14 protein-coding genes are annotated in these 14,223 nt (G+C 54.1%); 8 read left to right on the top strand and 6 right to left on the bottom strand.

From position 1 onward, the window contains the following. Window positions 1-93: 93 nt before the first annotated feature. From FBR45_RS03855 to FBR45_RS03835, 5 genes are all read right to left on the bottom strand, one after another. Window positions 94-3,357: a hypothetical protein gene (locus tag FBR45_RS03855; protein WP_138499479.1), complete on the bottom strand. Its 3,264-nt coding sequence runs from the start codon at window positions 3,355-3,357 to the stop codon at window positions 94-96. 99 nt (window positions 3,358-3,456) lie between these two features. After that, window positions 3,457-4,521, bottom strand: coding sequence for an NAD(P)/FAD-dependent oxidoreductase (locus FBR45_RS03850; protein WP_138499478.1), 1,065 nt, complete (start codon window positions 4,519-4,521; stop codon window positions 3,457-3,459). A 108-nt stretch (window positions 4,522-4,629) separates the two neighbouring features. After that, window positions 4,630-5,334, bottom strand: a complete 705-nt coding sequence (gene cmk, locus FBR45_RS03845; RefSeq protein ID WP_138499476.1) for a (d)CMP kinase — start codon at window positions 5,332-5,334, stop codon at window positions 4,630-4,632. A gap of 132 nt (window positions 5,335-5,466) precedes the next feature. Continuing rightward, a complete protein-coding gene (locus FBR45_RS03840) occupies window positions 5,467-6,006 on the bottom strand; it encodes a GNAT family N-acetyltransferase (RefSeq protein ID WP_246082096.1) in 540 nt (179 codons plus the stop codon). Between the two features lie 61 nt (window positions 6,007-6,067). Further along, a complete protein-coding gene (locus FBR45_RS03835; protein WP_138499474.1) occupies window positions 6,068-6,658 on the bottom strand; it encodes a LutC/YkgG family protein in 591 nt (196 codons plus the stop codon). 456 nt (window positions 6,659-7,114) lie between these two features. Here FBR45_RS03835 and FBR45_RS03830 point away from each other — a divergent pair, with 456 nt between their 5' ends. Genes FBR45_RS03830 through FBR45_RS03820 form a run of 3 tightly spaced genes read left to right on the top strand, consistent with a single transcriptional unit; the run spans window position 7,115 to window position 9,807 of the window. Then, on the top strand, window positions 7,115-8,590 hold the full coding sequence (locus tag FBR45_RS03830) for a histidine kinase (RefSeq protein WP_138499472.1): 1,476 nt from the start codon (window positions 7,115-7,117) through the stop codon (window positions 8,588-8,590). Window positions 8,591-8,631: 41 nt separating this feature from the next. Continuing rightward, window positions 8,632-9,411 carry a LytR/AlgR family response regulator transcription factor gene (locus tag FBR45_RS03825; protein ID WP_138499471.1) on the top strand — a complete coding sequence of 260 codons (780 nt, stop codon included), beginning with the start codon at window positions 8,632-8,634 and terminating at the stop codon, window positions 9,409-9,411. Between the two features lie 60 nt (window positions 9,412-9,471). Further along, window positions 9,472-9,807: a translation initiation factor gene (locus tag FBR45_RS03820; protein WP_138499470.1), complete on the top strand. Its 336-nt coding sequence runs from the start codon at window positions 9,472-9,474 to the stop codon at window positions 9,805-9,807. Window positions 9,808-9,938: 131 nt separating this feature from the next. Here the strand turns inward: FBR45_RS03820 and FBR45_RS03815 are convergent, their stop codons facing one another. Beyond that, a complete protein-coding gene (locus FBR45_RS03815) occupies window positions 9,939-10,352 on the bottom strand; it encodes a VOC family protein (protein ID WP_138499469.1) in 414 nt (137 codons plus the stop codon). A gap of 154 nt (window positions 10,353-10,506) precedes the next feature. On the opposite strand from FBR45_RS03815, the gene FBR45_RS03810 reads away from it, so the two are divergent. From FBR45_RS03810 to FBR45_RS26725, 5 genes are all read left to right on the top strand, one after another. Beyond that, window positions 10,507-11,634 (top strand): glycoside hydrolase family 18 protein, encoded by a 1,128-nt coding sequence (locus tag FBR45_RS03810; protein ID WP_138499468.1) that lies wholly within the window; start codon window positions 10,507-10,509, stop codon window positions 11,632-11,634. A gap of 45 nt (window positions 11,635-11,679) precedes the next feature. Next, window positions 11,680-12,507, top strand: coding sequence for an alpha/beta hydrolase (locus tag FBR45_RS03805; protein WP_138499467.1), 828 nt, complete (start codon window positions 11,680-11,682; stop codon window positions 12,505-12,507). Between the two features lie 99 nt (window positions 12,508-12,606). Then, window positions 12,607-13,347 carry an SDR family oxidoreductase gene (locus tag FBR45_RS03800; RefSeq protein ID WP_138499466.1) on the top strand — a complete coding sequence of 247 codons (741 nt, stop codon included), beginning with the start codon at window positions 12,607-12,609 and terminating at the stop codon, window positions 13,345-13,347. A 236-nt stretch (window positions 13,348-13,583) separates the two neighbouring features. Then, window positions 13,584-13,781: a hypothetical protein gene (locus FBR45_RS03795; RefSeq protein ID WP_077924033.1), complete on the top strand. Its 198-nt coding sequence runs from the start codon at window positions 13,584-13,586 to the stop codon at window positions 13,779-13,781. A gap of 134 nt (window positions 13,782-13,915) precedes the next feature. Continuing rightward, on the top strand, window positions 13,916-14,047 hold the full coding sequence (locus tag FBR45_RS26725; RefSeq protein WP_262709516.1) for a hypothetical protein: 132 nt from the start codon (window positions 13,916-13,918) through the stop codon (window positions 14,045-14,047). Window positions 14,048-14,223 lie beyond the last annotated feature (176 nt).

The raw sequence follows: 14,223 nt of genomic DNA, 5'->3' as shown, positions 1-14,223 counted from the left end.
AGAGTAAAATAGTTCGGACTCGACAATTTGACCTAAAAAAAAGAGCTGCCCCTTTCAAGAGCAGCTCCGGTAATCAGTTGCGAGTAGTTTCTCCTAGAAGTCGTAGCCAAGCGTTAAGTAGGCGATGGGCTTGGTGACCGTTTTATCTTCCAGCCCCCAGCCGTAATCAAACTTGACGAAGTAGCCGAACAACATGGTTCGGGCACCAGCGCCGTAACCAATCAGGAATGGATTTTTGAAGTTAGTGACCTTAGCCCGGAACGGGATATTTCCTCCTCCTACATTTTCCGTATTCAGACTATTCTGCTGGCTGAACGGCCCACTACCCGTCCAGGCGGTACCGATATCGGTAAAGGCCACCAACTGCAGGTTCCGCAGGAAGTTCGATGTAATATTACCCCGATACAGGTACCGGATCAGCGGAAGCCGCAGTTCTGCGTTAAACAGCATGTAGCTATTACCCGTCAGTTTGCCCTGCCGGAACCCCCGCAGCGGAGCCGCGAAATCCAGAAAGAACACATCACGGTAATCATACGGAATTTCGTTGGCCAGCGTGTTGGGCACCCGTAATGGGTTATTGACGATAGCATCCTTCTGGTTCGCTCCGATCCAGTTTTCCATTCCGCCCAGCGTACTCTGCTTCGGCGATGGTCCGCCCGACTGACTGAACGCAAAACGGGCGGCCAAAATCAGGTCCCGGTGTATTTTCTGGTAGTGACGCAGATCGAGCGACAGCCGACGGAACCCCTGCGAAGCGGCCCGTAAGCCACCATATTCTTCGAAACGGAGTTTCATACGGGTGCCCACGGTCATATTCATACCGTTGACTTTTGTATTATCGAACACAAACTCACCCCGCAGACCGGCATAGTCCGATACGCGGTCAGGTTCGGCGAACGTGGTTAGATCAATCAGCCGGGTAATGGCGTAAAAAGGCGAGATAGTAACCCGGCTGTTTACCGAAATCGGATAAGAAGCCGACACGGCTATGCGGTTGTACCGGTATTTCTGAGTCAGGCCCAGCTGATCAATGAACAGGGTCTGCCGATCAACCCGGGCGCCGTAATCGATGCGGTTCGTCTGATTGGTGTACTCCGCGAAGAGATCACTGTTTCGTAGAGTCGTTGTGATGAAACCACCCGCCCGAAGCACGTGATTTTCGAGCAGGTCGGTTAAGGTTACGTCCTGCGCGAAGCCAAAGCCCCGAATCGGATCGATGCGCCAGTTTGAGGTAGCATCGTTGATAGTGAACATTCCTTTGTAGGCATACGGCCCACGAATGGTAATGTTTTCGCGCCGACGATTACGCGGAGGAGCGGTGGCAATACTGGGAGTTAGTCCCACTGTTCGGCGCTGGCGGTATTCGGCCGCCTTCAGCACCTCGGGGTCGAACTGGTAGTTATCGGTATCTACTTCACCAGGTTCCAGTGCCAGCTGCCGCGCCGGTTCAGGACGTACCGTATCGGCCTGCCGGGCGGCTACCGAATCGCCCGACACGGCACCGGCCCGTCGGGTGGTATCGGTGCGCAGCTGCTCGGCCCGAACTGAAGCCGATGGATTCGTACGATTGAGCGTCGCTACCCGCGGGGTAAGCGGAGCCTGAGCCGTTTGGGTCAGGTTTAGTTTGGAGCGGAATCCAATGTACTCATCGCCATCCTGCAGGGTGCTATAAACGAAGCCACCCGTGGCTGGGTTGAGGTCATACAGTCGGATACTCTGCGGGAAAGCGGTTACCTGCCGGGCCGTACGCGTTTCGGTGTTATACCGGTACAGATTGCGGACACCGTTGGCATCGTTCAGGTAATAAATTGTTGTTTCATCGGCCGGAACGGGGTTCACGGCATGAGTCAGCGAATCGGTCAGCCGCTGCACCGAAAGGTTACGGGCGTTTCCTTCGTGGCTGAACAGGGTAAGCCGATCGCGGATGGTCTTGTAGCTTCCTTTGTCAACCCCCAGCGTGTCGAGCTGGCGGTTGGAGCTGAACACAACCTGCCGGGCCGTGCGCCCAACAAACTGCGGATACAGATCGTCGTAGAGGTCGTTTGTGATCTGCTGATAAGATCCGCGGTTGATACTGTATAAGAACAGGTCATTCTGCCCTTTCCGGTCGGCGCTCATGATGAGGCTGCTGCCATCTTCTGACGCGTCCATCCAGACAACCTGCGTTAAGCCGTTCACGGTGCGTCTGAATTCCTGCTTGGGCCGCTTTTCCAGGTTAGAAAACTGGTAGAGGTTAGTACGGCCCAGCTCGTCGGTCAGTACCAGCAGATTGTTGTCTTTCTGCCAGGCCACCAGGGGCGTACTGGTCCGGGTCGACTGCCCATCGAGCCGGTACCCACCCGACAGTACGGTTGTCTTTTTTCGGTTCGTCGTATTGACAACCTCTACGTCGAATTTCCCATCCCGCAGGACGGTATAGGCAACAAACTGGTTATCGGGGCTGATCTTCAAACTGACCAGCGATGATTTTTCGTCGGCCGAGCTGACATTGAGTCGAAAATCGTCGGAGCCAGCCTGGTACGACTGCGATACGCTCCCGGCCATACCGGCATAATATTCGCGCCATTCGCGCAGAAACCGGTTGTAGGGTACGCCGAGGGTGCTGGCAATACTGCTTTGTTCGTTCCGGATAATGCGGGTCAGGTTCAGAATATTGGATACGTTATCGCGCCCGTATTTCTGCACGATGTAGTTCCAGATGGAATGGCCTACCCGTTCGGCCTCGGCCCCGGAGAGGAGCGACGGTTTCTTGACGGGTCGGGTCAGCGATACGTCGCGCATGTAGTCGTCGAGCTCTACGCTGTTGCCTTCGGCAATATACGACGCCACCCCCGGCATGAACCAGTCAGGCAGCGTCAGCAGCAGCGAGCTTTGTAACGCATCTTTCAGACTCCCCCCGTACAGCATGTCGTAAACAAACAGCATGGAGATGTCGCGGATAATCTGCCGGCGGAAGCTGATCTGATCGCCCGTAAAGGCCAGCTCTACCCGCGACTTCGACAAGTCGAGATCACGACCGCTCAATCCCGACTGTGCGTTGAGACCAATGTTACTCTGTGCCAGCTCCTGCGGGGAGTTGAACAGGAAAATTTTGATACGGTTATAGGGGGTATAGCCCAGCAGTTCGGTGATTCGGTCAAACTCCGACTCGGCATACTGGGCCGTCAGGTTAGCGATCTGAGTGCCGTCCTGGTAATAGTAGATTTCGAAGTTCGATGTCCGAACAATTTTCCAGTCGAAGTTCCGGTACTGAATCCGGTTTTTACCGAACCGCTCGAGCGACGGATAATTTTGCGCCACGGCTGCGCTCAGCCCTCCCAGCCACAAGCCCAACAGCAGTATGTAATGGTTCCGCATAACGAAATAGTATAGACGTTGGCTACCGGTTTTCGGTATTCAGTATACGGTAAACGAACTGATAAAGATGCTGGTTACCGCTCTGAAACTGAAAACTAATCAACCGTGACTGTATAACGATACACAGCGGCTAATATTCGCTTCCGGTTCTAATTCTTCACCATCGAGCAGGTGCCGCGCAAAGTCTTCGGCCAGGTAGGGAGCCAGCGATACGCCCTTGGTTCCCATACCGCCAAAAACCCCCACGGCCGGATGTTCAGGGTGCATCCCAACAAACGGCCGCCGGTCTTTGGTAGATGGTCGAATACCGGCCTGCTGCGCCACAATCTGATACGGTACCCGCAGGACTGGCTTTACTTTCGACTCTAAAAACGATCGACCGTCATCGGTTGTTTGCCAATCGAGATCATGCCATGAATAAGTAGCCCCGATACGGACCAATCCCGGACGAACGGGCAGGATGAAAACTCCTTGATTAACTATAGCCGTAATAGGATAATTTTCGATGACCGCCGTCAGAATCTGCCCTTTAACAGGATTGTAGGGTAAGTAGCCAAATAACGAATTCTCACGGGCCTGCACCCCATCGCAGAATATGACTTTATTAATAGAAATGCCGTTCCACTTTACGCTATCTTCTTTAATAATCAGATCATTAACACCAACACGACCTTCATAATATTGATTTTTTCTAACAAAATAACCTTTTATCAACCGGACAAACTCAGTTAAATCGACCCATCCGGCCTGGTGTACATCCAACCCACCATAAGGGTTGTTGATATACTCGCCATAAACCTGATTGTCAGTCGATTCCTCTGCGTAAGCGTGAGCCGTCGGGTCGTTGATCAGAGCGAGGTAATCAGCTTTTTCGGCTTCGGAGCGAAACGGACGATAGATGGTTTTAGGATGAAAAAACCGCACGCCCAGTTCATCTTCGATACCTGTATAATACTGGTGCAAAAAAGGAAACAATTCATCTGCTTTCCAGGTGCGAACGAGTTTACGGCCCGTGAGCGGGTTGACAATACCAGCCGCCACGCCCGACGCCGATGGTAAAGCCGGATCATCAGCGAGCAGCACCGAGCAACCCCGCTGATCGAGTGTCCAGGCCAGCACCGACCCAGCTACTCCCTGCCCCACTATCAGAAAGTCGACGGTCATTTAGAAGGAATGATGAATGATGAATGATGAATGATGAATGATGAATGATGAATGATGAATACTTATTTATTATACATTATTCATTCTCCCCTACACATTCTTACTGGCTCACTTTATTGCTTTCTGCCGATGGAGTTCAGACAGGCGTCGGTCGGCCTGCTCGATGACCCAGTCGACCTGCTCTTCGATGGTCATGTGCGATGTATCCAGCAGGGCCGCATCAGGTGCCTGCATGAGTGGACTTTCTAAGCGGGTCGTATCAATCAGGTCGCGCTTCTCAATATTTTTAATGATATCGTCAAGGTTGACCATGTCGCCTTTTTCAAGCAGCTCCTGTTGTCGGCGTTTGGCCCTGATGTAGGTATCTGCCGTCATGAACACCTTTACCTCTGCATCGGGAAATACCTTGGTTCCGATATCCCGGCCATCCATGACCACACCTCGTTTACGACCCATTTTCTGCTGCTGAGCGACCATGGCCCAGCGCACTTCGGGGATGGCGCTTACCTCGCTGACAATGTTTGAGATATACATGGTCCGAATCTCTCCTTCTACGTTGAGGCCGTTCAGGCACGTCTCGTTCTTGCCGGTACGAGGGTTGTGGTTGAAGGTGATATGAACTCTGTCGAGGGCAGCTACTACTTCTTTATGGTTGGAAAGCGCAATACGTTCCTGCGTGAAGAACAGGCTTACAGCCCGGTACATAGCCCCGGTATCAATATAGCCGTAGCCCATGCGGGCGGCCACAGCTTTAGCGGTGGTACTTTTGCCACAGCTCGAATACCCGTCAATCGCGATAACTATCTTCGGCATGTAATAAGAACCCGCCGAAGCGGTAATGTTTTGGCAAAATAACCACAAAAAAAGCAAAGGGGAAAAAGCAGCGGGCCCGGAGCCTGGGGAAGTAGACCGTACCCCAGGCTCCAGGCCCCAGCCCACAGGCACTTACGCCCGTTCAGCCCGCAGGATGGCAAAGACATGCTCATCCAGGTACTGGTTGTTCTTGACGGCGGCTTTCTTATGGATTGCTTCGTGCCGGTACCCGGCCGACTCCAGCACCCGCATAGAGCCTATATTGCCTTCCAGCACGCAGGCAAAGATTCGATTGACCTGAAAATTACTGAAGATGTAATCGGTCATGATCGGCACGGCCTCGGTCATGATGCCCCGCCCCCAGTATTCTTCGCTGAGCCAGTAGCCGATCTCGGCGTTGTAGCGGTAAATATCATCTTTTACCGTAAACCCGATATTCCCAACCGCCTGTCCGTCAACTTCAACCGCCAGATTGTTGGGCTGCTGGTACGATTTGTTGGACCGAACCCACGAATGCGCATCGCGGGGCGTGTATGGGTACGGGAAAAAGTCACGGACATTGTTCCAGATACGCCGGTTACTGGCGTGGTGTGTTAGCGAATCTTCGTCGCCCTCGCGCCAGGGGCGAAGCCGACCCAGGGTTAAATCGAACGTAATCAACGTCGTTGTCAAAGAAGTCAGGGTTAATACTACGACAGTAACAACTGGATTAGGTAAATGTTAAGTCGCCCGGTTATTCGGGTAACACGACGGTCAGACTCCGGGCGCCGTGCGCTCCAATGACCAGCGACTGTTCGATATCGGCGGTCTTCGATGGGCCGGCAATAAATGTTCCGTAGGTGAGCCGGGACCGGTCAAGGCGTTCGTAGGCTACGTGCATGTTGGGAACGAGCGCGTCGCGGTCAACCACCAGCACCAGGTACTGGGTAATGAACGGCAAAGCCCGGTGCAGCATTGAGGCCTCCGGTACCCAGATGGCCGCGTTCTCCGCAACGGCAAAATCGCCCCGTAAAACGGCCACGTCAATCTGTTCGAGCACCTGTTTGTCGGTATCTGGCCCAACCGGTACCAGAGCCAGCCCCGGCAAAGGCACCGATGAGGCAATCCGCTGAGCGTCTGGAAAGGTTTTTTGCAGAAAACCAACCAGCGAGGCCGGGGTGGCCTGAAGATCGGCCAGTTGACCGCCCACAAAAGCCAGCGCTTTCTCGAACCGGTCGCTCAGATCGTCGGCTTCGTTCACGAAGGTTGGTACATCGGGAAGCGGTAAAGGCTCCGGCTTGTTCTGCCGGATGCGGGCAAGCATGGTATCTCGGGCGGTCGTCATGGGCGGCAAATTGGTTTTGTAGCCAATACTACGAAATAACTTCGTCAGCACCCTAACTGATTTCACTCCCGGCATTCGGGCGTTCGTCAGAAAAGACTCCGCTGCCGGCTGACCATGAAGTAGTTTTATGACTGTCGAGACCTGCACAAACCGACTATACGCCGTGCTTTTCATGAACCTGGTCAATTTCGTATCCGCCGGTATTCTTTATTACTTTCCGGCCGGAACCCTCTTCCTGCGTCGATCCTATCGGTACTTCGGGCAAACCGGGCCGAAGCAGGCCACCGAAAATAGACTATTTTTAGACCGGCCAGCAACCTCATTCCGACAGGAGTGTCAGCCAGCCCCCTGCCTGCTGAGCAACCAGTTTCCAGGATCTAGCCTGCCACGCTATCATTATGAAATGCGATACACCCCCTTTCTGAGTATGAACAACCGAAGACTATCTTCCAACCTATGACCCGCGAACAACTTATCGGTACGATTGGCAGAAATGGCAAGCGGCTCAAGCTGCGCGGGTCCGATCTGGCTAATTTCGACTTTAGCGGCCTCGACATGACGGGGGCCGACCTGAGCTTTTCTAACCTGACCCGGGCCAATTTCAGAGGAACTGTCCTTCGCAACGCTAACCTAAGCTTCTCCAACCTGACCGGCGCAGACTTTACCGACGCAGACCTCTACGAAGCTAACCTGAACTACTGCGAACTTCAGCAGGTTGACCTCACCAGTGCCAACGTAGAAGGCGCTTCGTTCAACTTTTCGGGCCGAAGTTCGTACCAGCCCAATCCGCGCCGGGAGCCCATTACGCTCACCACCATCCTGCAGAAACCCGGTTGGGGAACCCTGATCGGTATGATTTTGGGGGCCCTGCTGGTGTACGGAGCCAGCGGGATCATTTACTTCACCAACCTGATTGCTACGGCTACCGACGACTGTATTGCCGACCTGTACCGGTTTGTGATCGCCCAGAATATTGCCGATGGCATCGCTACCTTTCTGGTTACCTGGGGCTTGCTGGGCTGGCTCACCCGTCGGTTTACTACAGTCTGGAAACGGCACCTGATCGTGAGTATTGCGGTATTGGCTTCGGTCATGACTATTAGTACCGTTATCTATTACTGGTTAGGAAGAGAGGTCCTCACCGAACTGAGCAAACGTCCCGATTACAATAATACCAACGCGCCCTGGCACATCTATCTGATAGCGGATGTCCTGATAGCCAACGTTTTCTTATACGTGCTGCAACAGGGCCGGCAGCTGACCCGCAAGCTCTCCGAACAGGAGTTCCAGCTCCTGAACATGGAAAAACTGAAAACCCGCGCCGAACTGGATGCCCTGCAGGCCAAGATCAACCCCCATTTTCTCTACAACGCGCTCAACAGCATTGCCAGCCTGGTTCATGACGACCCCGACAAAGCCGAAGAAATGACGTTGCTGCTCTCCAAACTGTTCCGCTATTCGACGGGGCGCGAAGGCGAGTTGTTTGCCAGCCTGGCCGATGAACTCGAGATGGTCCGAACGTACCTCAAAGTGGAGCAGGTTCGGTTCGGCAACCGGCTGGCGTTCAGCGTTGAGGTATCCGAACCCAACCTGATCGATCTTAAACTACCGCAGTTTTTGCTCCAGCCCATCGTCGAAAACGCCATCAAACATGGCATCGCCAAACGTGCCGATTCGGGCCGCATCGATGTCCGTATTTATGAAAAAACGGGGGAGTTACACCTTTGCGTTCATGATAACGGCCCGGCCTTTCCCGACGAGATGAGTGGCGGCTACGGCTTGCGCAGTATCCAGGACAAACTAAAACTGCTCTACGGCGACGACGCCCGGGTGGAGTTGCAGAACTGGCCGCTCAAGCAGGTGCTGCTGTCCATAAAAATGGCAAAACTTGTCCATAACGACCCGTCATTCTCCATATCGGAGGTTCACTAATCACCTACCCTTTTTATTTCCCGATTAGCTTCACCAGCCTTATGCCATTTCCCCTCAAGACCTTACTCATCGACGACGAACCACTGGCTATCAGCCGCTTACGACGCCTATTGGATAAACACAGCGATACCTTTACCGTTATTGGCGATGCAACCAACGGCGCCGAGGGTCTGACGCTTATCGAGACCCGGCAACCCGACGTTATTTTTCTGGACATCGAAATGCCGTTACTCAATGGGTTCGAGATGCTTTCCAAACTCACCGCCATGCCCATGGTCATATTCGCCACCGCCTATGACCAGTACGCGATCCGGGCGTTTGAGGAGAACTCGGTCGATTACCTGCTCAAGCCGATCGAAGCCGAACGGCTGGCCCGAACCGCTCAGAAAATTCGGGCGCTGGTCGAGCGGAACGAGCCCGAGAGCCGAAGCAATCCGATGACCGAAAGCGTGATGCGCCTGCTGGCCCAGATGCAGCCCAAAAAAGAAATCTATTCTATCTCGGTCAAAACCGGCGAAAAAATCCGGCTCGTGCCGCTCTCCGACATTGCCTTCTTCGAAGCCGAAGAGAAATACGTTTTTCTGTCGACCGTAGACGGGCAGAAGTTTCTGACCAGCTACACCCTGACGGCCCTGGCCGAAAAACTACCCGATACATTCGTGCGCGTCAGCCGGTCGGTGCTGGTTAACCGGCAAAAGATCTCAGAAGTCCACCGCCATTTCGACGGCAAGTACCTCCTGGCCATGAGCGATAAAAAAAGCACGAAACTAACCACAGGAAGCACGTATGGCGATACCGTGCGGCAATTGCTCGAGCTATAAACCAAAACGGGACCGGTAGATGGAAGAGAAGCTGTCGGCAGAACCGATTAGTTTTGTACTATGAGCAAGAAAAACCGCTCCGGGGTTGTCTACTCGACCAACCCGGATTTCAACTACCAGGCCGATGAACAACCACCGGCCGAAACCCTGCCGCCCGCCCAGCAGAACCTGAAAATATGGCTGGTTAAGCTGGGGGGCAACAAAGTGGTTACGGCTGTTCGGGAATTTATCGGCAGCGAAGCCGACCTGGCCGAGCTGGGCAAACAACTCAAAGCAGCCTGCGGATCGGGCGGCTCCGCTAAAGACGACGAAATCCTGATTCAGGGCGACCACCGCGACAAAGTTCTGGCCTGGCTGACTAATAAAGGCTATAAATCCAAAAAAGCCGGCGGATAAATCCATCCCGCTGGCCCGATCCAGTCCGGAACGATACACACTATACGTAACCGGCATCGGCTACGGGAACGTAAAAAAGACCAGCGTCGGTGTACTTCCCAACGCTGGTCTTTTTGCTTTACCAACATGCCTTACTCGGTCGCCTGCCCGTCTTCCGGCATCTCCATGTAGTTTACCTCCCAATGATGACCGTCGAGGTCGAAGAAGCTCCGGTAGTACATAAAGCTCTCATCGTGAGGCTCCCCGGCGGGGGTAGCTCCGCCAGCCATGGCCCGATCGACCAGGGTGTCGACCTGCTCGCGGCTATCGGCCGACAACGCCACGATTACTTCCGTCGTTTTAGAGGTGTCGGCCAGTTCTTTAGGAGTGAAAGTTGTAAAGAAACTGTCGACCAGCAGCATGGCGAAAATGTCGTCGCTGATGATCATGCAGGCCGCTTTCTCGTCCGAAAAGCGGGCGTCGAAGCGGAAGCCGACCCCCGTAAAAAACTCGACCGACCGATTCAGGTCACGAACGGGTAGGTTCACAAAAATTTTGGTTGCCATAGTAGTTGTTGTTTGATTTTGTGCTGGACAAAGGTACCCATCCCCGCCAGGGCCCTTGCTGTGTGATCAGGACAAGTTGAGGGGGTGATTGCGACAACCCATTTTATTCGCATTTTTGCCCGCCCGCAACCGGCATTTCCCTAACTCACACAGTATGCTTCGCCCTTCTTACGTACTCACGTTACTGTTCATCAGCGCGCTTCTTGGCGCAGGTCTGGCCCCCGGCCCAACAACCAAACCTATCGTGCTGGCCTACGTTGGCGGCTTCCGGGGGCTGGTCAACACCGACCAGATTGCGGTCGAAAAACTGACCCATATCAACTACGCCTTCGTCGATGTGCGAAATAACCGCGCCTGGCTGCATAACCTGGCTACCGACTCGACCAACTTCCGGAAACTGAACAACCTCAAGCAGCGCAATCCCGACCTGAAAATTCTGATCTCGATTGGCGGCTGGTCGTGGAGCGAGAATTTTTCCGATGCGGTGCTGAGCGATACCGCCCGCGTAGCATTTGCAGCCTCGGCCGTCGACATCGTGCGCCAATACCAGCTCGATGGGGTCGATATTGACTGGGAGTATCCGGGTATGAAGGGCGAAGACAACGTTTTTCGGCCCGAAGACCGGCAAAACTTTACGCTGCTGTTCAAAGCCCTGCGCGACCAGTTAAACAATCTGCAGAAACAGACCGGCAAACCCTATCTGGTTACCACGGCCCTGCCCGGCTTCGACGCCATCTTTACCCATACCGACATGGGCCAGGCACAGCAGTATCTGGATTACATCAACATCATGTCGTACGACCATTATACGGGCGGGCCACTGGCCGGGCACCATACCAACCTATTCCCGACGGGCCAGGTACCTAACGAACAATCGGGCGACCGGGCCGTACAGGCGTACCAGAAAGCGGGCGTACCTGCCAGTAAACTCCTGCTGGGAATTGCCTTCTACGGGCGGGCCTGGCAGCTTCAGCAAGACAACCCCAAAATCCAACCCAGAACCATCGCCAAGGTAGAACGGGGCGGTGGCTACACGTTCATCAAAGACAGCTTACTGACCAACCCGGCCTACAAACGCTACTGGGACCGAAAAGCCAAAGCGCCTTACCTCTATAATGCCGATCTGAAACGCTTCGTCTCCTACGACGACGAAGAATCGGTGAAAGCCAAGTGCCGGTATGTGAGAAAAAAAGGGCTGGCGGGCGTCATGTTCTGGGAGTACTCCAGCGACCCTAAAACCTACCTGCTCACCGAGATTGACCGGCAGCTCCGCCAGCCATAACCTCACACCGCAACCTCTATTTCTATACCCTTACCCCCTCCCCCCATGACGGTCAGCCGCGCACTTCTTTTGTTCTGTTTTCTGCTGTTTTCTGGCCACGCCCGGGCCGCTAAAGTCGATACCGTCGACACCTACAGCCCATCGATGAAAAAAACGATCAGGGCCGTGGTGATCACGCCCGACGCCTATACCACCGGCGCCGAGTTTCCGGTCGTTTATCTGCTCCATGGTTATAGCGGCAACTACAGCAACTGGATTCAGAAAGCACCCGCCCTGAGCCGGGCGGTAGACGCCAACGGGATCATTGTAGTTTGCCCGGACGGCAACTACGGCAGCTGGTATTACGATAGCCCCGTCGATGCGTCGTTCCGCTACGAAACCTACGTCTCCAACGAGCTGGTAGCCTGGGTCGACAGCCATTATAAAACCATAAAAGACCGGCAGGGGCGGGCCATTACGGGCCTGAGTATGGGCGGACACGGCGGCCTGTACCTGGCGTTCAGGCATCAGGACGTTTTCGGAGCCGCTGGCAGCATGAGTGGCGGAGTCGACATCCGACCGTTTCCGAACAACTGGGACATTGCCAAACGCCTGGGTCCATACGCCCAGTTTCCTGACCGCTGGGAGCAGCATACGGTCATCAACCTGCTTCATCTGCTAACTCCCGGCTCACTCTCGCTGATTATCGACTGCGGCACCGACGATTTCTTTTTCCGGGTCAACAACAACCTGCACGACAAACTCCTGGAGCGTAATATAGCCCACGACTACATTACCCGACCCGGCGGGCATAACTGGACATACTGGAATACCGCCATAAGCTACCAGCTCCTGTTCATGCGGCAGTTTTTCGACAAACGGAAGCCGGGTTGAGGAGTCAGTCGCTGGCATTCCGGAAACGTAACATAGGTCCGGGTAACAGGACCAAACAAAAAGTCCGGGTAGTGGTCTTTCCATAAAGACTACTACCCCATGAACACGTCAAACAACACCGTCCTGATTACGGGCGGAGCCTCCGGCATTGGCTGGGCCCTGGCCGAGCGGTTTCTTCAGGCAGGCAGCCAGGTCATCGTCTGTGGCCGACGCGCCGATAAGCTGCAGGAAGCCCAACAAAAGCACCCGCAGCTTCACACCCGCCAGTGCGATGTAGGCCAGGCGGCTGAACGGATAGCACTGCTCGACTGGGTTCGCAGCGACTTTCCGCAGGTTAATGTCCTGATCAACAACGCGGGTATTCAGCGTCGGATGCAGCTGGCCGACAGCCAGAACGACTGGCGCGAGAGTCAGCAGGAAATTGCCATCAATCTGGAAGCTCCGCTGCACCTGGCCACGCTGTTTATTCCGCATCTGAAGCAACACCCGCAATCGGCCATTATCAACGTAACGTCGGGGCTCGCCTTCGTACCGGGCGCGTTTGCCCCGATCTACAGCGCCACCAAGGCAGCTCTGCACTCGTTCACAATGTCCCTGCGGCATCAACTGGCCAACACCTCGATCGAGGTTATTGAACTGGTACCGCCGGCCGTAAACACCGATCTGGGCGGGCCGGGGCTGCATACCTTCGGCGTACCCGTCGGCGACTTTGCCGATGCCATGATGAACGGGCTGCAGACTGGCGCAACCGAGATTGGCTATGGCACTTCGGAAACTAATCGTATGGCCTCCCGTCCGGAAATCGACGCCATCTTCGCCCGCATGAACAGTCGATTCTGACAAAAAAACGACAACCCGCGGCTGGTCCTTTTGGCCCGATCCTGATGCTCGGGCACACGATCAGGCAACACTATGATATTTTTTTATTATATATAATATAAGTATAGACAAAAGCGATTACTTTTAGACCATAAACAACATACTGAACAAATCTGACAGGAGCGGTCATCGTCGGTTTTGTCAGGCTGCCGTATAGCCTGCTGGTTGCGTAACCCTCTGTTTAGCCACCTTTTGTTATGGTCACGAAAAGAAAGCAGATAATCCGGGTCGTCTTCGATGTGCTCGACGAGATGAAAAACCAGCTTCGGCTGAATGAAGACTTATCCGTTGCGGCCACGGACCCCGACGAAGCCATCGACTGGGTCTTTGCCGAGATGCAGCGCCAGTTCAACCGTTCCGACATCCGCCTGTCGCGGGTGCGGATCGATGCGTAAGTACATCGGGTTTTGTTCCAGCTGCCCCCCTTCCCTGCCTCTTCCTCACTTTAGCAGGGCCTGGGTCAACTTTTGTGCTGCGCCCGGGTTCCGGTAGTAAGTTCAGATCCTTCAATCAATCAGTTAAGAGCGCTATGGAAAATCAGGAACCTCAGGACAAGACCCTCGATCAAACGGATTACGACTCCAATGAATTCGACTCAGCCACCACGAACGACGAGGCAGCCGCTATGGAGTCGGGCGTCGAGCTGGATGACGACGAGTAACACAACCTTCGTGTAGCAGTGCCCGGCCCCGACCATCTACGTCGGGGCTATTGTTTATATACCCCCTCTGTTTATTTATTCTTCCCTATCCTTTTTGGTGATAAGCAAGTCAGTAAATGCTACTTATCCAGCAACAGACTACTATCTCTACCAATTTATTAGTCATCAAAAAATAG

This window comes from Spirosoma lacussanchae, from assembly GCF_005870035.1.
Classification (GTDB): Bacteria; Bacteroidota; Bacteroidia; order Cytophagales; family Spirosomataceae; genus Spirosoma; species Spirosoma lacussanchae.
Note: the sequence above shows the minus strand (reverse complement) of the source record. Positions and strands in the feature narration are given on the sequence as shown.